The 22,247-nt window shown below is 63.5% G+C and carries 24 protein-coding genes and 1 tRNA gene; 14 read left to right on the top strand and 11 right to left on the bottom strand.

All coding sequences use genetic code 11. The features are described 5' to 3' along the window. The first annotated feature begins 64 nt into the window (after nucleotides 1-64). The 3 genes from G9465_RS14980 (at nucleotide 65) to G9465_RS14970 (ending at nucleotide 3,760) form a co-directional block, all read left to right on the top strand. Nucleotides 65-2,002: a flippase activity-associated protein Agl23 gene (locus G9465_RS14980; RefSeq protein ID WP_166971368.1), complete on the top strand. Its 1,938-nt coding sequence runs from the start codon at nucleotides 65-67 to the stop codon at nucleotides 2,000-2,002. A gap of 65 nt (nucleotides 2,003-2,067) precedes the next feature. Continuing rightward, the gene (locus tag G9465_RS14975) at nucleotides 2,068-3,225 is read left to right on the top strand and encodes a 5-(carboxyamino)imidazole ribonucleotide synthase (protein WP_166971366.1); all 1,158 of its coding nucleotides are present in this window, start codon (nucleotides 2,068-2,070) and stop codon (nucleotides 3,223-3,225) included. A 97-nt stretch (nucleotides 3,226-3,322) separates the two neighbouring features. Continuing rightward, on the top strand, nucleotides 3,323-3,760 hold the full coding sequence (locus G9465_RS14970; RefSeq protein ID WP_166971364.1) for a plastocyanin/azurin family copper-binding protein: 438 nt from the start codon (nucleotides 3,323-3,325) through the stop codon (nucleotides 3,758-3,760). Nucleotides 3,761-3,781: 21 nt separating this feature from the next. On the opposite strand, the gene G9465_RS14965 is transcribed toward G9465_RS14970, so the two are convergent. Genes G9465_RS14965 through G9465_RS14950 form a run of 4 tightly spaced genes read right to left on the bottom strand, consistent with a single transcriptional unit; the run spans nucleotide 3,782 to nucleotide 6,243 of the window. After that, nucleotides 3,782-4,426, bottom strand: coding sequence for a 30S ribosomal protein S3ae (locus tag G9465_RS14965; protein ID WP_166971362.1), 645 nt, complete (start codon nucleotides 4,424-4,426; stop codon nucleotides 3,782-3,784). After that, on the bottom strand, nucleotides 4,419-4,658 hold the full coding sequence (locus G9465_RS14960) for a KEOPS complex subunit Pcc1 (protein WP_166971360.1): 240 nt from the start codon (nucleotides 4,656-4,658) through the stop codon (nucleotides 4,419-4,421). The genes G9465_RS14965 and G9465_RS14960 overlap by 8 nt, the downstream gene beginning before the upstream one ends. Beyond that, the gene (locus tag G9465_RS14955; protein WP_166971358.1) at nucleotides 4,655-5,773 is read right to left on the bottom strand and encodes a hypothetical protein; all 1,119 of its coding nucleotides are present in this window, start codon (nucleotides 5,771-5,773) and stop codon (nucleotides 4,655-4,657) included. Before G9465_RS14955 ends, G9465_RS14960 begins: the two co-directional genes overlap by 4 nt. Continuing rightward, nucleotides 5,773-6,243 carry a 30S ribosomal protein S15 gene (locus tag G9465_RS14950; protein ID WP_166971356.1) on the bottom strand — a complete coding sequence of 157 codons (471 nt, stop codon included), beginning with the start codon at nucleotides 6,241-6,243 and terminating at the stop codon, nucleotides 5,773-5,775. Before G9465_RS14950 ends, G9465_RS14955 begins: the two co-directional genes overlap by 1 nt. Before the next feature lie 227 nt (nucleotides 6,244-6,470). On the opposite strand from G9465_RS14950, the gene G9465_RS14945 reads away from it, so the two are divergent. The 3 genes from G9465_RS14945 to G9465_RS14935 all read left to right on the top strand — a co-directional run bounded on the left by G9465_RS14945 (nucleotide 6,471) and on the right by G9465_RS14935 (nucleotide 10,772). Then, complete coding sequence (locus G9465_RS14945; RefSeq protein WP_166971354.1) at nucleotides 6,471-7,016, top strand: DUF4382 domain-containing protein; 546 nt, start codon at nucleotides 6,471-6,473, stop codon at nucleotides 7,014-7,016. A gap of 70 nt (nucleotides 7,017-7,086) precedes the next feature. Continuing rightward, on the top strand, nucleotides 7,087-8,796 hold the full coding sequence (locus tag G9465_RS14940) for a hypothetical protein (RefSeq protein ID WP_227015574.1): 1,710 nt from the start codon (nucleotides 7,087-7,089) through the stop codon (nucleotides 8,794-8,796). Between the two features lie 131 nt (nucleotides 8,797-8,927). Beyond that, nucleotides 8,928-10,772: a hypothetical protein gene (locus tag G9465_RS14935; protein ID WP_166971352.1), complete on the top strand. Its 1,845-nt coding sequence runs from the start codon at nucleotides 8,928-8,930 to the stop codon at nucleotides 10,770-10,772. Here G9465_RS14935 and G9465_RS14930 read toward each other — a convergent pair whose 3' ends face one another. The 5 genes from G9465_RS14930 to G9465_RS14910 are packed head-to-tail and all read right to left on the bottom strand — an operon-like array spanning nucleotide 10,773 to nucleotide 14,125. Then, on the bottom strand, nucleotides 10,773-11,519 hold the full coding sequence (locus G9465_RS14930) for a hypothetical protein (protein ID WP_166971350.1): 747 nt from the start codon (nucleotides 11,517-11,519) through the stop codon (nucleotides 10,773-10,775). It lies immediately after the preceding gene. Next, entirely contained in the window at nucleotides 11,512-11,949 is a 438-nt protein-coding gene (locus tag G9465_RS14925; protein WP_166971348.1) for a hypothetical protein, read from the bottom strand. The genes G9465_RS14930 and G9465_RS14925 overlap by 8 nt, the downstream gene beginning before the upstream one ends. Then, nucleotides 11,942-13,012, bottom strand: a complete 1,071-nt coding sequence (locus G9465_RS14920; protein ID WP_166971346.1) for a hypothetical protein — start codon at nucleotides 13,010-13,012, stop codon at nucleotides 11,942-11,944. The genes G9465_RS14925 and G9465_RS14920 overlap by 8 nt, the downstream gene beginning before the upstream one ends. Then, nucleotides 13,000-13,587, bottom strand: a complete 588-nt coding sequence (locus G9465_RS14915; protein ID WP_166971344.1) for a hypothetical protein — start codon at nucleotides 13,585-13,587, stop codon at nucleotides 13,000-13,002. The genes G9465_RS14920 and G9465_RS14915 overlap by 13 nt, the downstream gene beginning before the upstream one ends. A gap of 1 nt (nucleotide 13,588) precedes the next feature. Continuing rightward, a complete protein-coding gene (locus tag G9465_RS14910) occupies nucleotides 13,589-14,125 on the bottom strand; it encodes a hypothetical protein (protein WP_166971342.1) in 537 nt (178 codons plus the stop codon). A gap of 246 nt (nucleotides 14,126-14,371) precedes the next feature. Between G9465_RS14910 and G9465_RS14905 the strand changes: the two genes are divergently transcribed. The 7 genes from G9465_RS14905 to G9465_RS14875 all read left to right on the top strand — a co-directional run bounded on the left by G9465_RS14905 (nucleotide 14,372) and on the right by G9465_RS14875 (nucleotide 18,933). Then, nucleotides 14,372-14,443, top strand: a tRNA-Ala gene (locus G9465_RS14905). Between the two features lie 233 nt (nucleotides 14,444-14,676). Next, entirely contained in the window at nucleotides 14,677-15,006 is a 330-nt protein-coding gene (locus G9465_RS14900) for a hypothetical protein (protein WP_166971340.1), read from the top strand. A 720-nt stretch (nucleotides 15,007-15,726) separates the two neighbouring features. Next, on the top strand, nucleotides 15,727-16,092 hold the full coding sequence (locus tag G9465_RS14895) for a hypothetical protein (protein WP_166971338.1): 366 nt from the start codon (nucleotides 15,727-15,729) through the stop codon (nucleotides 16,090-16,092). Between the two features lie 120 nt (nucleotides 16,093-16,212). Continuing rightward, nucleotides 16,213-16,437, top strand: a complete 225-nt coding sequence (locus G9465_RS14890) for a hypothetical protein (RefSeq protein ID WP_166971336.1) — start codon at nucleotides 16,213-16,215, stop codon at nucleotides 16,435-16,437. Next, entirely contained in the window at nucleotides 16,431-16,679 is a 249-nt protein-coding gene (locus G9465_RS14885) for a hypothetical protein (RefSeq protein ID WP_166971333.1), read from the top strand. Before G9465_RS14890 ends, G9465_RS14885 begins: the two co-directional genes overlap by 7 nt. Further along, nucleotides 16,679-17,275, top strand: a complete 597-nt coding sequence (locus G9465_RS14880; protein ID WP_166971331.1) for a hypothetical protein — start codon at nucleotides 16,679-16,681, stop codon at nucleotides 17,273-17,275. The genes G9465_RS14885 and G9465_RS14880 overlap by 1 nt, the downstream gene beginning before the upstream one ends. Beyond that, entirely contained in the window at nucleotides 17,272-18,933 is a 1,662-nt protein-coding gene (locus tag G9465_RS14875) for a hypothetical protein (RefSeq protein WP_166971329.1), read from the top strand. The genes G9465_RS14880 and G9465_RS14875 overlap by 4 nt, the downstream gene beginning before the upstream one ends. 430 nt (nucleotides 18,934-19,363) lie before the next feature. Here the strand turns inward: G9465_RS14875 and G9465_RS26410 are convergent, their stop codons facing one another. Then, nucleotides 19,364-19,711: a cytochrome P450 gene (locus G9465_RS26410; protein WP_166971327.1), complete on the bottom strand. Its 348-nt coding sequence runs from the start codon at nucleotides 19,709-19,711 to the stop codon at nucleotides 19,364-19,366. A gap of 348 nt (nucleotides 19,712-20,059) precedes the next feature. On the opposite strand from G9465_RS26410, the gene G9465_RS14865 reads away from it, so the two are divergent. Next, nucleotides 20,060-21,316 carry a plastocyanin gene (locus tag G9465_RS14865; RefSeq protein ID WP_166971325.1) on the top strand — a complete coding sequence of 419 codons (1,257 nt, stop codon included), beginning with the start codon at nucleotides 20,060-20,062 and terminating at the stop codon, nucleotides 21,314-21,316. Nucleotides 21,317-21,622: 306 nt separating this feature from the next. Here G9465_RS14865 and G9465_RS14860 read toward each other — a convergent pair whose 3' ends face one another. Further along, a complete protein-coding gene (locus G9465_RS14860; RefSeq protein WP_227015775.1) occupies nucleotides 21,623-21,982 on the bottom strand; it encodes a tyrosine-type recombinase/integrase in 360 nt (119 codons plus the stop codon). Nucleotides 21,983-22,247 lie beyond the last annotated feature (265 nt).

Genomic DNA, 22,247 nt, shown 5'->3' with positions numbered 1-22,247 from the left:
GAACTACCGTTCCGGCACGGCGAACCAGAAGGGTTCTAATCCTGCCCCTGCTTGCCACCACCATATGGCTACGTCGAGCGGTGTACTGCCCGTCCTCAAGAACACGCGCCGCCGCGTCAGTTCGTGGGCGCGATCCGACGAATACGCGACGATCAAACTCGTCGTCGGCGTCACGCTCCTCGCGCTCGTCTTGCGATTGGTCTCGCTCGGACAGCGCGTCGCCCACTTCGACGAGGGCCGGGTCGCCTACTGGGCATGGCACTTCGGCGACACCGGGTCGTTCGCCTACCGGTACATCATCCACGGACCGTTCATCCAACACGTCGACCGATGGCTGTTCGCCGTTATCGGTCCGTCGGATTTCGCGATGCGCCTCCCTGTCGCCGTCGTCGGGGGTCTCATGCCCCTGACAGCGCTGTTGTTCCGCCGGCACCTCCGCCGGACGGAAGTGGTCGCCGTGGCGCTCTTGCTCGCGGTCAACCCAGTGTTGCTGTACTACTCACGGTTCATGCGGAGCGACGTCCTCGTCGCCGCGTTCATGTTCGCCGCGTTCGGCTTTCTCGTCCGATTCTACGACACCCGGAAGCCACGCTACCTCTATGCTATCACCGGGTTCATGGCACTCGGTTTCGCCTCGAAAGAGAACGCCATCGTCTACGTACTGACGTGGCTCGGCGCGACGGGACTGTTGCTCGCGAAAGTGTTGGTTCTGCCCAACGGCTTTCGCGACGCCGTCCTCTTCGTCACGGACACCCCCTCGGCGGGCGAGATTCGGGACCGGGTCGTCGGCCGGGTGAAGGGCGATGTCGCCCTCGCCGTCGAGGCGGTCCGGGCGTTTCGTGACCGTCACGACAGCCCGCTTGGCGTGTTCGGAATCTACGTCGGCCACATTGCGCTGGCCGTGGCCTTGTTCGCCGTCGTCTCACTGTTCTTCTATGCGCCACGCGGTGCCGGTGTCGCCGGTATCAAGCACCCGCCTGCGCCCCCGTCTGCCGGCTCTGTCGGCTTCTGGGAGGGCGTGACGAATCCGGCGCTGTTCGGTGATATGTTGCAGGTGACCGTCGACCGCGTGATCGACCAGTGGGGCGAGTGGCTCAACCCCGCCTCCGAGAAGACCTTCGACGACTACGAGCGCCACCTCGGCGTGTTCGTCAAGGCGATGGCGTACGCCTCGGCTCCGCTGACGGCCTTTGCCGGCCTCGGCTACGTCCTCGACCGACTCGGCTACACCGTGCCGCGCCACCTCGTCCCGTTCCTCTTTTATGGCGGGTTCGTCTCTGTCTTCGGCTACCCGCTGGGAACCGACATCGGCGCGCCGTGGATCGTCACCCACGCCGTCGTCCCGCTTGCTGTCCCGGCGGGCGTCGCCCTCGCGGCGGTGTTCCGCTGGGGGGTCGAGTCGCTGTCGACCGACGACGAGACGGGCGTCGCCATCGCGGCCGTCGTCTTCCTCCTGCTGACGGTGCTCGTCGCAAACGTCGCCGTCACTCGCGTCTACACCAACACGACCGCCGACAGCAACGAACTCGTCCAGTTCGCCCAGCCAGACCAGTCTGTCAGACAGGCACTGACCGAGATGGACCGCATCGCGACGGCCCACGACGGCGGCCCCGACGTCGTCGTCTACCACGGCGAGTCGGGCGACGCCTACGACGACAACAACGCCTACGTCGAGGAGAGCAGGGACACGTGGGACGACGCGTGGTGGAACCTCCAGCCGACCTGTCTGGAGTGGCACAACACGCTCCCGCTACCGTGGTACTTCGCGGCCAGCGACGCGAACGTCGCCTGTGAGAACCAGGAGACGGCGCTCGGCGTGCGAACGATGCAGAATCAGCCACCTATCGTCATCACGCAGGTGTACGACTCGACGGTGCCCAGAGAGCGCCTGCGGTCGGCGGGCTACACGAACGAGAGCTACATGATGCGCACCAGCGGCTACAAGAACACCTTCACCGTCTGGACACACGAGGAGTACGCGGGCAACGCGACGGTCGAGTGAGGCCGACCACGTTCTCGTCGGCCCAGAAATCAACGCTTAAGCGCTCGCCAGCGAAAGCGCGGCACATGACACGTACGTCGCCCGGTCCGACCGTCGGTGTGGTCGGCGGTGGGCAACTCGGACGCATGATGGGAGAGGCGGCCGCGCCGCTGGGCGTCGAACTGGTCGTCGCCGACCCGACGCCGGACTGTCCGGCCACGCCGGTCGTTCGCGACCAGTTGGTCGGCGACTTCGACGACGAGGAGACGTTCCGCCGACTGGCCGAGCGAGCGGACGTCCTCACCTACGAGATAGAGCTCGCGGACCCCGACGTCCTCGAACGAGTCGCCGAGGAGACGGGGACGCCGGTCCACCCCGACCCCGAGACGCTCCGGACGATAGAGGACAAACTCGTCCAGAAACGGCGGCTCTCCGAGGCCGGGGTTCCGGTCCCGGCGTTCCGCGCCGTCGAGACGGCCGAGGACTTGCGCGAGGCCTGCGATGAACTCGGCTACCCCGCGATGCTGAAGGCCCGCACTGGCGGCTACGACGGGCGCGGGAACGTCCCGGTCTCCGGTCCCGAGGACGTCGAGGCGGCCGTCGACGATGTCGCCGGCCCGGCGATGGTCGAAGAGATGGTCGACTTCGAGCGTGAACTGGCCGTGATGGGCTGTCGCGGCGACGGCGAACGCGACACGTTCCCGGTCACCGAGACCATCCACGAAGAAGAGATCCTCCGCGAGAGCGTCGCGCCGGCCCGCGCGAGCGAAGCGGTCCGTGACCGCGCCCGCGAGGTGGCGCTGGACGTCTTAGACGTGATGGACGGCCGTGGCGTCTTCGGCATCGAACTGTTCCAGACGGCCGACGACGAGATTCTCCTGAACGAAATCGCCCCGCGGCCGCACAACTCCGGCCACTGGACCATCGAGGGCTGTCACACCTCGCAGTTCGAACAGCACGTCCGCGCGGTGCTGGGGATGCCACTGGGAACGACCGAGCAGCGCGACCCCACCGTCTCGACGAACATTCTGGGCGACGTCGACGAGCCTCAACCAGCGGTGCTGTACGGCGACGAGAACGTCTTCGAGACCGAGCGCGCGCACCTCCATTGGTACGGCAAGCACGAGGTGTACGAGTTGCGGAAGATGGGCCACGTCACGATGCCCGGTGACGGCGAGCGCGACGTCGACGAGTTGCTCGCCGACGTCCGCGAGTTGCGCGACGGACTCACCTTCCGGGACTGAGAGCTCGCCCTTCGACAGCGCGCCCCGCTCACGGCTCGCTTCTCGCTCACTCGTACCGAACCGAGTCGTCTTTGTCCGTCCGGTACCGAGCGGGGCTATGGACCGACGAGCGTTTCTCCGGGCAGTCGGGCCGGCCACGGCAGTCGGTCTGGCCGGATGTATCGGTGGCAGGAGCGCCAACACCGACTACGACGTCGGGATGGGCGCGAAGGTGTTCCGGCCACAGGAACTGCGGGTCGAACCGGGCACCACCGTGACGTGGCTCAACACGAGCAAACAGGGCCACACCGTCACCGCCTACGAGGACACCCTCCCCGAGGGCGCCGACTTCTTCGCCTCGGGCGGGTTCGAGTCGGAACAGGCCGCCCGAGACGCGTGGGGGAACAGTTCGGACGGGACGCTGTTCGAGGGACAGTCCTTCGAACACACTTTCGAGGTGCGCGGCGAGTACCCGTACTTTTGCATCCCGCACGAACGCGGCGGGATGGTCGGCACCGTAGTCGTCACTGACGACCCGGAAACGACCGAAGAATAGTCGGCTGTGTGCCGAACGGAGTTAGGCTTCTTCGACTTCGACGTCTTCCTCGTCGACGTCGACGGCCGTCTCCTCTTCGGCGGCGACTTCCTCGGGGCGAGCCTCGAGGGTGGTCTTCTGGATCTCGACGCGGCGGAGGGGATAGATCTCCTTGGCCTCGCCGTAGATGGCCGAGGAGAGACGTCCCTCGACGACGCTGTCGACGAGTTCCTCGAAGGTGCGGTCCTTCGCGGTCTCCTCGACGAGGTCGATCATCGTGCGGCGGATGGCCTTCTCCTGGGAGGCGTCGGCCTTCTTCGTCGTGACGGCGACCGGCTGAATCTGGACGCGGTAGTCGTCCGTCGTCAGCACGGTGATGAAGGCCTCGACCTTCGAGGAGCCGCGGCGGACGAGCGAGCGCAGGTAGTCCCGCGTTAGCTCGTGCTTGACGAACTCCGTGTACGCGGAGTCGCTGGCGACCTCGTTGATCTTGAAGGTCAGCTTCGTGTTGTTCTCGCTGGCGTCCTTGTTCAGTTCGCCCAGCGTCGTTTCGATGGTGCGACCGAGCACCTGGTCCGGTTCGTCTGCGGGTGTCTCACCGAGAACCTCCCGGTCGAACTGTTCGGGAGCCTGCACGGTGTACCACCGCTTTTGCTGTTTGCGCTTTGAGACGCTTCGTTCACTCATGGTTGGATTGTATGGATTGGTCGGATAGCTGTGCTGCGACCCGGAGGTTGACGACGTAGTCGTCGACGGTCGACTGCAACCCGCCCGTCGAGTCGCGCTCGACGGTGGTGACCACGGCGTCGTCTTCGACGCGGGTGGTCATCTCGTCGGTGTTGTCCGGCCGGAGTGCGGCCGCGACGCGTTCTGCGCGGGCGGGCGAGCCGTGTGTCGTGCGGATCTCGGCCCGTCTCATAGTGCCTCCCTGAACGCTTCGATGAGGTCCGCGGTCGGCACGTCGAATCTCGCTCTGGCGCGGGTAGCGTGCCCAACCGCCTCGCCGTCGACGGCGTCGGCGGCGGCCCGCATCGCCGCGGCCACGTCCCGGCCGTCGGTGGCGCGGGCGGCGGCCTCGCCGTCCGTGACGACGAGCGTCACGGGTTCGGGCGCGCGGAAATCGGCCACGAGACGGGCGACGGTGCCGACCGGCATCTGGTCGCCGCGGGCGACGAACAGGCCGTCGTATCGGCCGGTCGTCGCGTCGTCGACGGCGGCGTGGGCCCGGCGGGCGTGGGTTCGCCACGCCGAGAGGGCGTCCTCGTGGACGCTGTCGTGCCCGAGCGCGAGTGCGATTCCCGTCCCCGGTCGCTCCCGGGCGACGGCGTCTAACACGTCGGCGTAGCCGCCGACCGTCTCGAACGGCCCGCCCACGTAGGGGTGGAGGACGCGACCGAGGGCGTCGGCGGCCCGCGGTGGCGCGTCGTCCACGCCGGTGACCGACAGCGCGACCAGCGACGCGACGCGCCGGTGGTCGTCGTCGGTCGGGTCGGCGGGCAGTGCCAGTTCGGCCAGCGTCGCTCGTGCCTGCTCCTCGTCCCCCGAGAAGGGGCCCGAAAGCAGCGTCGAGTGGGCCAGTCCGTCGGCGAGGTCCGCGACCGGTACCGCGAGTCCGGGGCGGCGGTCGAGGCCCGCCTGTTCGGCGGCGCTCTCGACCGACCCGTCCACGTCGCCACCAGCGATAGTGCCGGCGAGCGCGAGGGTCGGACTGGTCGCGGTGCCGAGTTCGCGCGCCACCTCGAAGGCGGCCGCGGTCGGCCGGTCGGCCAGCGTGTGGTCGGCAGTCGGGAGCGAGCGACCGAGGGCGACTGTCGAGTCGGCCTCCGTCGTCCGGTCGGGGTCAGCGAAGGGGGCGACGACGCTCGCCTGGAACGGCGTTCCGGCGGCGTCGAGTGCCCGTGCCAGTACGCCCGTCGCGGCCAGCGAAGCGCCGGTCGCGTCGCTGACGAGCCGAACGAAGTCGGCGGCGCCGAGCGACGCGGCGACGTCACTGGGGGCTGGGGCTGGCGGCTGTTCCCGACCGGTGGTCGACATCAGTCTTCGTAGAGCAGCGCGACGGCCTTGTCGTAGCTGTAGGTGAAGTCCTCGTCGAGTTCGTCACCGCGGTAGTAGTCGACGAGTCGGCGAATCTTCGACTGCGTGTTCTGGAGTGCACGCTTGTTCTGGTGGTCGCCGGGGTTCTCGTCCATGTGGTCACGCAGACGCACTGCGCGCTCCATCAGGTTCCGGAGGTCCTCGGGGACGTCGCCGTCGGCGTCGTTCTCCTCGAGAATCTCGGTGACCTTCTTGCCGGTCGCGAGTTTGACGTTCGGGACGGGCGTGCCCTGAACACCTTCGTCGCGTAGTTTGAGACCGATTTCGCTGGGCGAGTGACCCTGCTCTGCGAGTTCGACGACGCGTGCTTCGACGGCGTCGTCGTCGACGTCGCTCCACTCCGGGGGTTCGTCTGCCGCGGGCTTGTCCGAGTCGGACGAGCCGCGACGGCGTGTGTGCATTCGTGCCATTGTTGTCGATTGGAACCGCACGAACCGCTCGTCGCTGCCGGTAGCGAGGCGTATCGGCATCGGACGATGCCAAACACGGCCGCAATCCCGAGCCGTGGAAGCCCACGGCGTGTCAGATTTGCGGTCGTGCTGTTCCCGTAGAGGCGTCGTCGGTCACGCGACTAAACCGTTTCCATCTCGTCTCCGTGGCCAGTAGACATTTGTACTGGTACATCCACGGTGGGTGCATGGATCGGCGTGCGTTCCTGCAAAGCGGCGTCGCGGTCACCGGCGCCGTCGTCGCCGGGTGTGCCAGCGACGGGCCGACGGGGACGCTCGCCACGTACGTCAGTGACCAGCCCGGCGACATCGGCGATTTCGAGTCCTGTGTCGTCTCCGTAGACGAGATTCGCGTCCTGCCGGCGGCGTCGGCCACCGAGACGGCAGACCACGACGGCGACGAACTGACCTTCAGTGTCAGCGGCGTCACCCTCGACCTCGTCGACCTGACCGGTGAGGCGGCCGCACTCGCCGAGACAGTAGAGCTCCAAACCGAGGAGTACGCCTACCTCAAACTTGGTATTTCGACCGTCGAAGCGTCGCTCGCGGACGGTGGCATGGCGATGGTCACGACGCCCGGGAACGCCCGCCTGAAGTTCCCGCAGTCGTTCGAGATTCGAACCGGCCGGACGACGCGCTTTACTGCGGACTTCGCGCCGGTGGCTCGGGGCGGGACCGGCCGGTACGTACTCAAGCCAGTCGCCGAGGAGACCACCGTCAGCTACGGGGAGTAACGGTACCGAGCCACATTCAGTGTTCGATACCACGCCAAGAGTATTATGTCAGAAGTAGCTGTAATAAACTATGTCGGGAAGGGGTGGCAGCGTCGGGCCTCGGGGGCAGAGTGCGCCGTTGGGAGTCGTACTCGTCCTCACGGTCATGATCGTCTCGACGACGGCTGTCGTCGCGCTGGGTGCCGACGCCATCGCGAGTACGCAGAGCCAACTGGACGCCGAGCGGACCAATAAAGTACTGACGCAACTGGACTCACAAGCCGCACTCGTTGCGCTCGGTCAGTCGGAGGTCCAGCGAGTCGACCTCTCGGCGGTTGGGTCGAACAGATATCGGGTGGTCGATGGGACCGACGGCGGTGAGATACGTGTCGAAGTCGACGGCGTCGCGACGCCTATCATCGAACAGGAGATGGGCAAAGTCGTCTACGAGGGCGAGGGCGGAACGAGGGTCGCGTATCAGGGTGGTGGCGTCTGGCGGACGAACGCGGACGGACAGGGAGTGATGGTCTCGCCACCTGAACTGCACTATCGGAACGCCACGCTGACGCTTCCGCTAGTGACTATCTCCGGCGATTCGTCGCTCAGTGGGCAGGCCACCGTCACCGACAACGGGTCGATGCAGGCCTATCCGAACGCGACGCTCGGCCGGACGAATCCCCTACAGAGCGGTCGCGTCAACGTCGTCGTCCAGAGCGAGTACTATCGGGCGTGGGGCGAGTATTTCGAGGAGCGGACGGACGGCGGGGTGGCGTACGACCACGTGAACGAGGAGGTGACGCTTACCCTCTCTGTTCCAGCCACGAACCCCCCAGTCGCCGGCGGTATCGTCTCGGGGGCGCCCGGCACGTCGATGACCATCAAGAACAACGCCGAGGCAGACAGCTACAACTCCTCGAACGGCGACTACAGTGCGACGGTAGCAGAGGAAACCCGAATCATCACTGCCGGCGACGTCGTCGTCGAGAACAACGCCGTGATCAAGGGGAGTCTGGAGGCTGGCGGCGACGTCGATATCGACAACAACGGTGAGATTCGTGGCAACCTCTCGTACGGCGGGACGGCCTCTGGAGGGGGATATCCGGGCGGCGTCGACGGCTGGGACGCACAGAACGCGTCCGTCACCTCACCGGACTCCGTGGAACTGCTCATCGACAATCGGCGAGTCGGCGCCGACGACAGCAGCGAGAACGACAACGACGACCCGAGCGTGGACATCGACGAGAGCACGAACACGCTGGAGAACTGCGGGTCGACCTGTGAGGTGACTGCCGGGACGTATTACCTAGATTCTATGAGCGTTCCGGGGACCCTCCGAATCGACAGCAGCGGCGGGCCAGTGAATATCGTCGTTGATGGCGACGTCACCCTTCCGAACAACGCGAACATCGAAGTCGTCGGTGGTAACCGCGTCAACCTCTACGTCGAAGGCGACGTGACCTACGGGCAGAACGCCTACAACTCCGTTACCGGTGACGAGGCCCCGAACTTCTGGGTGTACACGAACCCCGGCGCGAGCGCCACGTTCGACAACAACGCCGTCTTCGTCGGAGTCCTGTACGGTCCGGGGGACGGTACCAATCCCGGGACGTCTGCGACGCTCAACAACAATGCGCACGTCTATGGCGGTATCGTCGGCGACGTCTCGTTCGTCAGCAACAACTACGGCGTCCACTACGACGAAGCGCTGACGAACGTCCAGAGCGTCCAGAACGCGCGAACGATACCTGCACTGACCTACCTCCACGTCTCGGTCAACCGAGTCAACGTCACGGCGTCGTAATCAGCGCCGTGCGGGAGTGACAGTTCGGTTTCTCTGACGATACTCTCACCGTAGGCGATCGCCCCGATGAAGCTATCAGTTCTCACCAATCGGCCATCGTGCTTATCACGGATGATATCTAATTCGTCGCAATGCGATCGCCAATCGACTCCGAGGATGGCCAGCGGCGCCAACGCGCGCAGTCTGCGCCACTCGGGGTGGCACTGATGCTCGCCGTGATGATCGTCGCGACGACGGCGGTGGTCGCGCTCAGTGCTGGCGCAATCACCAGCACGCAGTCGGAACTCGGCACAGAACGGACACAGAAGGCGATGACCGAACTGGACTCCCGGACGGCCCTCGTCGCACTGGGCCAGTCCGGCGTCCAGCAGGTCAGCCTCTCGGAGCGCGGCAGCCAGCAGTACCGCGTCGAGGAGGGCGCTGGGTGGATGAACCTCTCGTACGAGAACACGACGACGGGCACCCAGACCACGATCTACAACGAGACGATGGGCGCCGTCGTCTACGAGAGTGAGAACGACCGGACGATAGCGTATCAGGGCGGCGGCGTCTGGCAGTCAGACCGTGGTGACCGTTCGGTGATGATTTCGCCACCGGAGTTCCACTACCGGAACGCGACGCTGACGCTCCCGCTCGTGACCGTACAGGGCGAGTCGTCGCTCGACGGGAGGGCGGTCGTCACCCACAACAACACCACGCGGTACTTTCCGAACAAGAAACTCAACACGCAGTTCCAGAATCCGCTGAACAACGGCCGCGTCACCGTCACGGTCAGGAGTCGATACTACCGTGCGTGGGGGGCGTTCTTCGAGACACGAACAGACGGCGACGTCGAGTACGAACACGCGAACAACGTCGTCACCGCGGAACTGGTCGCCCCCGTCGACAAGCAGCGACTCACCTCCGCGACGTCTAGCCTCTCGGCGAGTGGGGGGTTCACCGTCAACGGGGGTGCGACGCGAAACGACACCTGTGGGGCCGCGGCCGACGTTTACACGGACAGCTACAACTCTAGTGGCACGACCAACGACTACTGTACGCAGGCCGACAACGGGAACCTCGGGGACGACGGGGACGTCGTCTACGGCCAGAACATCGACATCAGCGGTGGCGCCGCTGGCGAGGACTTCAACGGTGACCTCGTCTCCGGTCGGAGCGTCATCGTCGGGAGCGGGTCCGGGAAACCGGACGTCGACGGGAACATCAGCTACACGGACAACTGCAGTCCCAGCGTGAGCGACTGTCAGAGTCGCATCGTCGACCCCGACGGGAGCGTCAAGCAGATCAGCGGCGTCGACCAGGCCGCAGCGATAAACGGCATCGTCCGCGACCGACTCGAAACGGCCGCCAGCGACAACGACAACGCCGGGACGCCGGCGGACGGCGAGAACATCGATTACACCTCCGGCACCGCGGAACTGGAGGACGGGACGTACTACCTCACAGACCTGACCGTCGCGTCCGGCGACACGCTGACGCTCGATACGACCAGCGGCGACATCGTCCTCGCGGTGCAGGAGAACGTCGAACTGGGCGACGGTGCGACCATCGAGGTCGAAGGCCCGGGCACCGTCAGCCTCTACGTCGGCGGGACCGGCGGACACACGGACCACATCTTCTTAGACGACGACGCCGCGGTGACGAACCTCGGTGACGACGCACCGCAGTTCCGCGCCTACGGTCGCGACAACCTGACCGTGACAATCGGTGGCGGGAGTAGTTCTCACCCGGCGAAGTACGTCGGCGTCATCTACGCGCCCCCGGGCGTCACTGGCACCGGCAGCGTGACTATCGACGGCGGCCTCGTCTACGGCGGTATCCTCACCGGTCAGACCACTATCGAGAACAGCGGGAAGGGCGGCATCCACTACGACGAGGCGCTACGGACCCGGAACATCCTCTCACGGGACGACTCCGTCGTGAAGGTCACGTACATTCACGCGTCGGTCAATCAGGTCAACGTCACCAGCACCTGATCACTTATCGATGTTGACCCTGACGTCGTGATAGACGACGTAGACGCGGTCGATGTTGCCCGGATTGTACGTACACTCGACGCTCGTCTGACTCGGCAGAGTGCAACTGAAGCCGTATCTACTGTACACCTCGGCCCAGAGCGACGCTCGCGGCGTCGAACTCATCGTGATCTGGACGCTGTCGACGTCGGCAGACCGGTTCCGGTAGAAGACGTTCGAACCGCGGTGGTTCATCCGGACGAGCACCGTCGACCCGCTGAGACTCTGGACGTTGGGTCGGTTGACGCCCACTACCGTCACGAGCATCCGTTTCTCGTCGACGACGAGTGGCGGTTCGCGGACGACCACGCCGCCGTCGCGGTTCGTCCGGAACACGGCACCAGCCTCGTAGACGATTCTTCGGTCGTCGTTACCCTCGTAGACGATGGGTCGTATGTCCCACTCGAAGTCCTGTGGAAGGCCGCCTCCGCCCTCGAGTTCGACGCGCATCGTCACGTTGTCGCCGGTTCGGAGTTGGGACTCGCCAAGGCTGATCTCGGTCGCGCGACTCGGCGCACCGCGTTGGTGGATGTCCGCGACGTTGTCCGCGAGCACGTCGAAGGCGCGCTCTGCACTCTCCAGTTGCTCGACGTCGCGAACGTCTTGCAGGCTCCCGAGGCCGCCCACCGAGATGAGTGCGATAGAGGCGACGATGAGCGTAAAGACCAGCGTGAAGCTCAGCACCTCGCTCACGGCGCGGTCAGACATCGGTTATCACCAGTTCACTCGGACCTTTGTCGTACCAGATCTGGACGACGCCACCGTCGGCCGTCGACCCGGACCTGAGGTCCGTCTTGACCTCCAGACTGACCGTGACAGACACTTCGGGGTCGGTCGACGTCAGGACGAGCGTCTCCTGGTTCTCGACTGCGACGTCGTAGCTACTGCCCGAGACGCGGTCCGGGAACGTCTGGTTCATCCGGACCGTCGGACTCTGCCCGGCCCGGACCAATCGGTCGGCCCGTGAGAGATCAGACGCCACCTGATGTCCGATGATGGTGAGTTCCTCACGGACGACCTGTTCCCGTCGGTCGTTGACGTAGTCGGTGCCGGCGACGAGGAGGCCGGTTATCAGCAACGCCGATATCGACAGTGTCAGCGTATAGGAGAGCGTCGTCGAGACCGCACGGTTAGTCATCTGGCTCACCCGGTGCGACCCTGATGTCTGTCACGTACCGCAGGTTCGGTGTATCGTAGCTGTACTCGACGGTAATCTCGTAGTATGCGTCGGTCCAGTAGGGGTTGTCACTGTTAGAACCCGGGCCGTCTTGGACGTTCGCTATGATTGAGTCGGGCGTGTCTGGGTCGAGCACGACCAGCGAAAAGTTCCCCGCTATCTGGCTGGCGTTGTTGAACCGGATGTTGTAGTTGTCTGTTGCGCCGGCTCCGAACTGGTAGTTTTCCCCACCGCTAGTGATCCCGAGTGCCTGACAGGGCTCTCCTTGAACGGTCCCGCCGGTGACGTCGATGTGAATGTACGAACGTTCCGGATCGACCACGCACTGTGTCTCCCTGTAGGAGCCACCTTCGTTAACCGCCGTTCGAACGTGGATAGAATTGTTGCTGGTAGACTCGAAGATGAGTAGCTGCCACGTGTTCGTGTTGACACCAGCCAACACCGATGCCTCCCGAACCTCGACTTCGAACGACGAGCTGTTGCCCTCCTGGATACTGCTGGTCGTCGCGTTTATGACGAACGCGCGGGTCGCGTTTTCTCCGTCGGTGCCAGACCGCGTAATATCCCTGGCGAGGGTGTAGTTCGCGCTCGAATCGAACGGCTGTGATACGTTTGCCGACTCGAAGGTCGGCTTCGCCGCGTCTGTGCTGTTCTGTGCGATTCTGACGCCGGTTTCGCTCTCGCTCGGCGCATAGGACACGTTCACCAGCGTGCCGGTCATCGCCTGCTGTTGCTCTGTCTGCATGCTCGTGTTGTTGACAGCGAACGTGATGGCCTCGTCACGGACGCTATCGGTGCTGTAGTTGTATCGGTTGGCAGCCGTCAGTGCCGCTCCGGCGTTGGTCTCGACCATCGCCCGCATCGCCAGTGCGTCGTCGCTGCCCGCCGTCTCGCCCCGGCTCGCGAGGTTCTCGGTGAAGATGGCGGAGTTGACGATGAGCGCCAGCGCGACGAACGTCACCGCGAGCGCGAACGCCGCGATAAGGATGATCTGCCCCCGGTCGTCGCGGTTTAGATCCGCCACGCGATCACCTCCACACGGACCGTGTTGTAGACGTTAGAGGGGAGGTTCGGTATCGGATACGTGTCCCTGTCGTCCCGTATGACCGTCGCGTTCCTCGTCTCGTTGGCGTCGTACAGGTGGTCGTGGTCCATCAGCGTTATCGTGTGGCTCGCGCCGACGGCGTTGTCGCTCGGGACGCCGCTGTAGATGTACCGTCGACTGATGACGTCGCCGTTCTCGTTCTGGAACCAGAAGTAGACGTTGTAGGCGATGCCTCGCCGGTCGAACGACCGGTTGAGCATCTGACCCAGCGTGTTGTTCGGTGGCCCACTCGTATAGTAGCCTAAGTCCTCGTTCGTGCCGTGGAACTGCTCTGAGGTGTTGTTCCAGTAGAGGACGGCGGGCTTGAGCGAGTCGTTCTGTGCCGCCGCCGCCAGTACGCCACTCCCCGTCGCCTGCTGCTGGTTTTCGATATGCTGGCTCGACGTACTCGCAGACAGAGGCGTCACCGCCGTCATCTGCAACGCGAAAACGAGACTCGACAGCAACATCAGTCCGGCGACGACTGCCTCCAGCGTGTGTGCTTGCCCGCGCATGTTACCACATCTCCACGTAGAGGGTGATGTCCTCCAAGTTCAGCGAGACGACCCGCAGTGCGGTCACCGTCTCGTCGTTCGTCGACGGCGGCGTGTCGCCGCGGGCGAGTCGGACATCGCTCCCCACACAGTCCGACTGCTCCAGCAGTCTGTCCGCCGAGACGTCCCAGCAGAGAATCTCCTCGCTCTCTGTCGGCTGTTTCGTCACGTTCCCACGGATGGTGACGTTGACGTTCTGCCGATTCGCGTCCAGTCCCAACTGCTCGCTGAGCGACTCGTCGTCGTACGCACAGCGACCCGGCCCGTTCCCATCGAAGAACTCGACGGTACAGAACCGGTCGATAGTGTATGGCTGGTCGGGCCCGCCGAGCGTCGACTTCGTCAACTGGTCTGCGACCCGGTTGGTGGTGACCGTCTCGTCCTGTGCCCCCGCCGTGAACGGGGACAGCAGGCCAGGAATGAACAGGAAGACGAAGATAAGCACCGCAAGAAAGAGACTCATCCCGATGGCGAAGTCGAGCGTCGTCTGTCCGCGCATCAGTTCCCCCGCCCCACTTCGAAGCCGTACCACTGACGGCCATCCAGCCTATCGCTACTAGTTCCCTTGCCGTACATGTATCGCCTCGCGCAGCCCCACGCTACGCGGTGTCTGACGGACTGTCGCACTCGACGCTCTTGTACATTGTGGCAGTCCCGGCCGGGAGTGCGGGACGGCAGCGACTCGCACGTTCGATTCGGTTCGATGGGTTTAAGAAAGGCCGTCGGGTACGATTGGATGCAACGAGGGCTCGTAGATCAGGGGTAGATCACTCCCTTGGCATGGGAGAGGCCCCGGGTTCAAATCCCGGCGAGTCCACTTGAAATAAACTGCCGTGTCGGGGGAACCCGAAACGGCGTTTTCACTGTCCTTAAACGCTTAGCTAGCCGTTTCGGATTTTCAGCACCTCCCTCAGAGATTCGAGATGAACAGCTAAACAAGCGCGGGTCCCGCCGTCGGGCGATTTCTGAGAGGGAAGTCTGTCGATACTGTGGTGACTTCGCTGATAAGCACGCCCACTGCCCCGCCCTCGACGACGGGAGGTGCCGCCCATGACCGTCACGCTGGAGACTCCGTGTCTCACGGACGGGAACTGGGTCCGCCGATCGGCCGACTCTCGAGGCGTCGACGGGCACGATCTCTGCAAACAGTGTTTCCCTGACGGCTGGGACACGGTCGCCGAAAAAGACGTCGAGACGTTCCTGACGACTGGCCGAACGCGGTCGAAACTCCACTGGAGTATCGACACCGGCGACGACGCCGACACGAGCGAGTTCGGGAATCATGACTACCCCGACCGGACGCTCGCCTCGCGAGTCCTCAACGGCGACGTGACGGTCGACCACGAGTTCGAGTGGGACCGCGCGGGAGGTGATGTCTAGATGGTGTCGCACGACGACGAGTGCGAGTCTTGCGGTGCCATCGGTCGAACCACCCGGATGCGGTGGCCAGACGGCGAGTATCGCGAGATGTGCAGCCCCTGCGAGCGGCGCTGGCTCATCATCTGGCGGCACTTCTGCGAGATTCAGCCATGGCAAGCGAACCGTGTCCGGGCCGCGGCGAACGCCGACAACCTCGCTCGTAGCGATGGCGGCCAGCCGATGACCGACGGTGGTCAGTCTGCGAGCGACACCGATCAAAGTCTTTACTGCCGACGGTCCGGCTCATTCCCAGATCGAACAGAGCGGAGAAATAACCAGACACCGGCAATTGAAAGTGCACCGACGAAGCCTACGATACCTGCGATCACCAGGGCCCAGAGAAGGAATCTAAGAGCTTCAAAGACCGGCATACTGTCTGATAGTCAAGAAGATCATAAAATAGACCGGGGTGGGTGGAATGACTGAGCCATCCGTCGATGGTATCGGTCGATCGTTCAGAACGCGTCGAGGACAGCTTCCAGCGTCTCAAAGAACGCTTCTTCAGCGGCCGCCTCGGTCGGACTCTGATTCTCTTTTTCATCGTCGGCAGAATCCTCCTCGTCGCCCATTATCGTTAGAATATACAAGACATATTATAAAAATTCACTGTCCGAATATACACAGGGCACTAAGACTTGTCTTCCGCTCGGTGCATACGGTCACTGACCGGGAGGGGTCGCAGTGACACTGTACCCATCGGGTGGTGAGGCCGCGACACTCGTCCTCACCTACTGTCTGCTGTCGTGGTTCGTCGGCGGCCTTTACGGCGCCTACGCGTGGGAACGCGCCCACCGCGACCGGCCGCTCCGAGAGATATGCGGGCTCGGCGACCGGGAGGTTGCCACCGACGGCGGCCAGGATACGTTCGAGTGCGACGGCTGCGGCGAGGAGACGCCGGTCGGGAACCGCTGGCGGTACCTCCGCCCGGATCAACTCGACGATGGGCCGCTCCAGCACGACGAGCTCTGTCCGCGTTGCTCGACGCGGAAGGACTCTTCCCGGCTGTTCCGGTCGGCCGACGATATTTGGGGTGGTGCCGGTGAGTAAACGCGCCATCGCGCGGGAACACCTTCTCGGGGCGACTGTGTGGGCCTACGGTGGCGGTTCCGCCATCGTCAAGCCCTGGACCAGCCGTGACCACTTCTCGCGGTTCTGGAGGGTTGGCTCGTGAGTAGCGCCACGGAGCTGGCCGACCCAAAGGCCATCGGCCTCGACGTCGAGGACCTCGTCGTCGGCGCCGTCGACGCGCTGGCGGCCGCCGAGGATGACGACGCGCATCACGACGCGGTCGTGACCGAGCTACTCTGCCCGTCGGTGCCCGCGTCGAGATCAAGGCGGCGAAGCGCTGGACCAGCGACGGCGCTGGCCGGTCGCGTGGTCGGTGGGTGCTGAAGGGTCGCGACGACGGGCAGCACGCGGCGCTCCTGGACGGTGCGGACTACTACGCGTTGGCGGTCTACGAGACGACGCCCAGCGACGAGCGTGTACTGGTCGCGGTCGCCGTGATCCCGGCGTCGCTCCTAGACGAGCATCTCCGTGGTCGGTGGCGCGAGACCGATCGGCGCGAGGGCACGCTCGCGAAACTCGGCTGGCCACATGTTCTCAGCGATATCATCGGGGAGGCCGATGACTGATGCCGTCGACGCACCAGGGCAGCGAAACCCGCGAGCGGTTGCGCTGTCCCGACCTCGCCGACCGTCTCGGCGAAGACCCGGCCCGTTGGCTGGATCAGGACCTCATGGCGCGGTCCGCGAAACGCCAGATCGACCACGAGGGGACCGGCCCCCAGCAAGTCCGGCTCGTCGAAGATCGCGACGTCACGACCGCGGCGAAGGTCGTCTTCTCGCTCATCGACGGCATCGACACGATCGAACGCGTCCGTATCTGGAAGGCGGTCGAACGACGACTGGCGAATGAGCGGTACGACTCCGCAGTCGACCTTGACGAGCCCCGCGAAGCGGTGATGCGCCGACTGGACCAGCGCGAGGAGTGGCTTCGTCTCCACGGCGAGCGCCCTAATCGACTCCCGCACGGGCCACGCCGGCCGTGTGACTGTTGCGAGGACGAGGACGGTGTCACCGCTGGCGACCTTCGGGAACGCGACGAGGCAGCCGCTGAGCGACTCGCCGAGGGGTACTCGCCTGACGGTGTCGACACCAGTGAGACCACGCCGGAGACCGAGGCTGCGACGCTCGGCGAGTACGCGACTGACGGAGGTGCGGCCGAATGACTGGCGCCGCGACCAGCATCGAGGACGTCATCGATCTTCAGCCCCACCGAATCGGCGCGCATACCATCTTCGACGACGGTGGTCTGTCGCCGTACTGGGCGATGGTCAGCCAGTACGAACCCGACCTCGACGAGCGTGACGAGACGTTCACCTTCGACGGGACGCAGTTCGAAATCACCCGCTCAAGACACTGGTCGGGGAAAATTGAAGCCCCTCCGTCGGCGACGTTCGACGGCGCGATGAACGAGTACAAACTCGGTGTCTACGCAGTCGACGACGAGAATGACGAACTGGGGGCAGACTTCACGTTCCGTCCAGGCTTTCCGAAGGCCCGGCACGTCGAGACTGGCGACCTCATCGGCGGGATGCCGACCGAGTGTCCTGAGTCCGTCCGTGTTCAGGTCGAATCGACGAACCTCTCACAGTTCGAAGCGCTGGGGTTGCTCCAGTCGCTCGCGTCGTTCCTATCGATCGACGCCGGGTACTTCGTCGAGGCGCACGAGTGGTCCCGCATCTACGCGCTCGAACTGTACGGGCGCATCATGCGTGAGGTCGCCACCGGGAAGGTCGCCGGCAAGGGTGGCGTCCTCGAACATCTCTCGCAGTTCTCGAACGGGCGCGGTCGGGGCGAGCACCACTGGGACCACGAGGACATCAAGGGCCACTACGAGGCCGTTGCGCTGTCGCCCGACAACTGGAAGCGACTGTTGCCCAACCAGACGCTCGCGAAGCGGCTGAAGTGTTACCAGCCAAAGTGGGTCCGCTCGGAATCATCGGGCGACGACCCGCTGTACCACCACAAAATCGAGTGTCAGTACTGGGCGGACTACTACCCCGACGGCGAGTCTCCGATCCAGTGGTCGGGCTACGATACAGCGGTCGAGGAGTTCCGTGAGACCGTCGTGAACGCGCTCCACTGGGCCGGCGTCGACTTCACGCCGGAGTCGGATGTGTGGGTCGAAGACCCGTACTTCGAGCCCGGGCAAGCTGCGGACGCCGTCGACGTGTATCCAAACCCGATGCCCGATCTCGAACAGCAGGAACGGGCCGATGCGGTCGACCAGCTCCGCGGCCCGGAGACGACCGAGGGGGCGTGGGACGTGCTGGTCGCGATGACCGACGGTGGCGAGCGGCACTACCAGGAGGTTGCGGACGAGGCCGGGAAATCGGCGTCGACGGTGTACCGCGCCGCCGAACGCTTCGCCGATATCATCGAGGTCGACAACGGCATGGTCCGGTTCCGCGATGGCGTCGTTCGCGACCAGATCGAGGATGTCGCCGAGCGCTGGCGTGCGACGAAGGACGTGACGATGGACGCGCTGGAGCGCGTCGCAGAGCGAGCGTCGCCGTTCTCACGCCGTAGTGACGACGACGAACCCAGCGCCCTGGAGCGCTGGGCGAACCGGCACGGCATCGTCGTGTACTCGACGCAGGACCCGCTGGAGATGGAATTGAAACGGCCGGTTGGCTTGCAGGAGATGCTGAAGATACTCCGCTCGGGGCTCGACGCCGCCGAAGCGTCACCGCTTCCCACCGAGCGTTTCGAGAACGCGCTCATCGACTGGAAGGGTCTCGACGGCGAGATTCGGAAGGGGCATCGTGTCGTCGTGAACGGACGGTACCTCGGGAAGCACAACGTGGGTCGGCCCATCTGGTAGACGGCTCCAGCAGAGAGGCATCACTATCCAGCGGATAGTTTCGTTTATATACCAACCGCTTTCCAACGCCACCCGTCGTGTAATTTTGTCCGGCGGTCGACTCGACAGCCGGTGGCTTCGCGGGCGCTTTTGCACGGTTTGGGCAAGGGCCCCTTAGGAAGTGTACCGAAGGGTACTCAATCCAAATACCCACCCCTCCCTACGGTCGGGGTGGACCGCACCGCAAAACCGCAATACTACCGCTACCGCAGATTCTGAATAGTCCCTTGGTTCCATCTGCTACTCACGGTTAACAACCACCTGACGCTGTTGAAACCCTCAGAATTTGACAGGTGCGGTGTGCTGAATATAGAGGCCGTCTGCAGCAAGTGAGTTAGCGGCGATATCGTTCTATTCTACGCCGCCTGTCCCTGCAGCCCTTAATGATTATCTAGCGACTCTGGACAATCATTCGGGCCGGGGACTTCGGGCGCGTGTTGATTACTGATTCCACCTCAAATGTCGTCTCCGGGTAGAGCTCCAAGTGATAGTCCTGGTAGAGGGATGCAGGGAAGAGTGTCGTCTCCATCAGCGCGAAGCGTGCCCCGACACAGCGTCGGGCGCCGGCATCGATCGGGAAGTAGGCTAACCGGGGAAGCGCAGCTCGGAACGCGTCGGTCAGGCGTCGGGCTGAACGTGTCTGGGCCGTGGTACCACCGCGGGTCGCGATCAACCACCCATGGCGGTGTTGATATCGTCGCACCCGGTGGGATGTACTATCTCTGGATACCGACTCCATCGATTGGTTCAGCAATGATTTGTTTCAGAAGTTGTGTCGAATTGAAGGTGGATTTCTTTTATGCTCAACTTTGCCCGTTTCTGTCATCATACGCACTATCATGTCGCTCAACTTCCAATAACCGCACAGATGCATTGGTGTGTTGGTCATTACCATTGTTTGGCCGGTGGCTCACGCCCCCTGATTCTCGAACTGATGATATATTTGACACCATTCCTTACTCCAGGTATCGTTCGATCTAATCAGAGTAGGGTATTCGAGTTATGAAAAAACGGTTACATGCATTTTTGTTCATTGAATCAACATATTTACTCCGGCTTAGCAGCCAACGGAAGAGTGACCAATACAATGACTTCCCAAAACGCGGACACAACCCAAGCGGACTCAGATGGGTTAGCTGGCGACTGGTCTGAATTCAGGCGGCGTTCACTACTGAAAATGCTGAGTGTTGGAGGTGCGCTCTCAGCCGGTGGCGGTCTCGCAGCTGCCTCAGGCGACGAATCCAACCACCAAGGTACCGGAGACGAGGGTCAGGGCGGCGAAGGAGACAGAGAGGACGAGCGTGGCGACGCGGAGATCGACCTACGGTACGGCTTCGCCACACCGGACGCCGGGGATCTCCCAGAGGGCCTCGACCCGGATCACGAGGTCGAACTGCATAGAGTGTTGTTCGATCCCGAAAACCCGGGCGTCCCTTCGTTCTTCCACTTCGAGCCGACCGGCTTGAGCGTGGCTGCCGGCGATATCGTGCAGTTCACGTACAATAGTCCGAACCACACCATCACGGCCTACCATCCGGAAAACGGGTTCCAGAGGCGGGTGCCCAAGGGCATCCCGGCGTTCTCGTCACCGATCGTCAAAGAGGACGGTGCCTGGCTCTACCGATTTGAGCAAGCGGGGATTTACGACCTGTACTGTGGCGTCCACTCGGTCCTCGGGATGGTCATGCGGGTCGTCGTCGGCGACGTCAGCGAGAAAGACGTCCCGGACTATGTGGGCACGTTCAAAGCCGAGCCGCCACTCTTCCCGCCGATCCCGAAGGCGGCTCTCGAACAGGAACTCAACGTGGCGAGCAAACAGAACGAGGACTGCGAGTGGCCGTGGCTGACGGCGCCCGAGGTCCTCAAGGCGGACGCGCTGGATCCGATGAACATTCAGGAGGCCGGGGAAGTGTCGTTCGAGACCGTCCTCGCGCAGATCGACCGCGTCCCCGATGAACTTCCGGACCACGCCGCTGGGATGGCCGTCCAAGTCCGGGAACATCCCGAACACGGCGACATCTTAGTCGACTCGGAGGGGATGACGCTGTATATGTTCGACAAGGACAGCCAGGGCGCCGGCGAGAGCGCGTGCACTGGCGACTGTGCTGGGGCCTGGCCGCCGCTCACAGTGGATGGTAAGCCCACTGCCGGTGATAACGTGACGGCCGAACTCGGAACGCTCGACCGGGAAACCGGTGAGACGCAGGTGACGGCGAACGGCTGGCCGCTGTACTACTTCGTGAAGGACGAACAACCGGGCGATGCCAATGGACAGGGTGTGCAAGGGTTCGGCGACGCGTGGTGGATCCTTCAGCCAGACGGCACGCCGATCAGGTCCGGGTAGTCCGAATAGGCGACGAACCAGACCTTCGGACCGGTATCCGTTTCTAGTTTGATATTGAGCCTTAGAGATGATTCCTGCTGGAACGTGAGGATCTAGCCCTGGCGTTGGGTTCGAGCCATTCTTTCATATGAATGGAAATGAAAATAATCGGCTTGATTCTCAGTCAGGATCGCCGGGACGGATTACACGTCGGGCCGCACCGAGCTACCCTGCTGAATACGCGCTCTGTATGCAGCACGACTTCTACAAAGCATCAGGGGCTGAGGATTTCAAGAGAGCAGACCAAGGTAGAATATCTTAGATAGTTCAATTTGCAGAGTGTGGTGCGGTTGAAGCCGGCATCGTACCCGGATGCACCACTTCCGTCTCTTTGTCGCCGCCTTCGAGGAAGTCAACCTTCCCACGCTCTCGACGAATCGCCTCCGGACTGAACTCTCCGAGGTAGTGCTTTCTGAACGTATCCCAGTCCTCCCACCCACCGAAGGACATCACGACGGATGGAATTACACCCTGTTCCAGTAGGTATGTGCCCCACGTCCTCCGAAGGTCGTGGACATCGAGGTACTGCCAACCGCGGTCGCCGGTCTCTTCCTCCAGGGCGTCGGCGGCGCGCCGGACCCAGCGGTAGACGGTTGAGCCAGTTTTTCCGGTGAACTCGGGGGTCAGAAGGGGTCAGATCGAGTGAGATTGCATCAGAACACACGCTTCTCGGGCACCAAATTGTGAGGTCTCACATGTTGGTCAGTACAGGGGTACAAGATATCAAATTCCGGATTATCTCTTGAGGGGTCGTTCCTTGTCGAATTGGGGACCTTTCATTACAACGCTTCTTTCTTGATCCCATTTGACTAACCCGTCTTCCGCTAACTCTTCCAAGCACTTTTTGTTGAGTTCAAGACGGAGCTTAGCAACCTCTATGTCGGCAGAGGGT

Origin of the sequence: Haloarcula sp. JP-L23, from assembly GCF_011602445.1 — an archaeon.
Taxonomy (GTDB): domain Archaea; phylum Halobacteriota; class Halobacteria; order Halobacteriales; family Haloarculaceae; genus Haloarcula; species Haloarcula pellucida.
The sequence above is the reverse complement of the archived record's forward strand: the minus strand, read 5'-3'. Positions and strand labels throughout refer to the sequence as shown.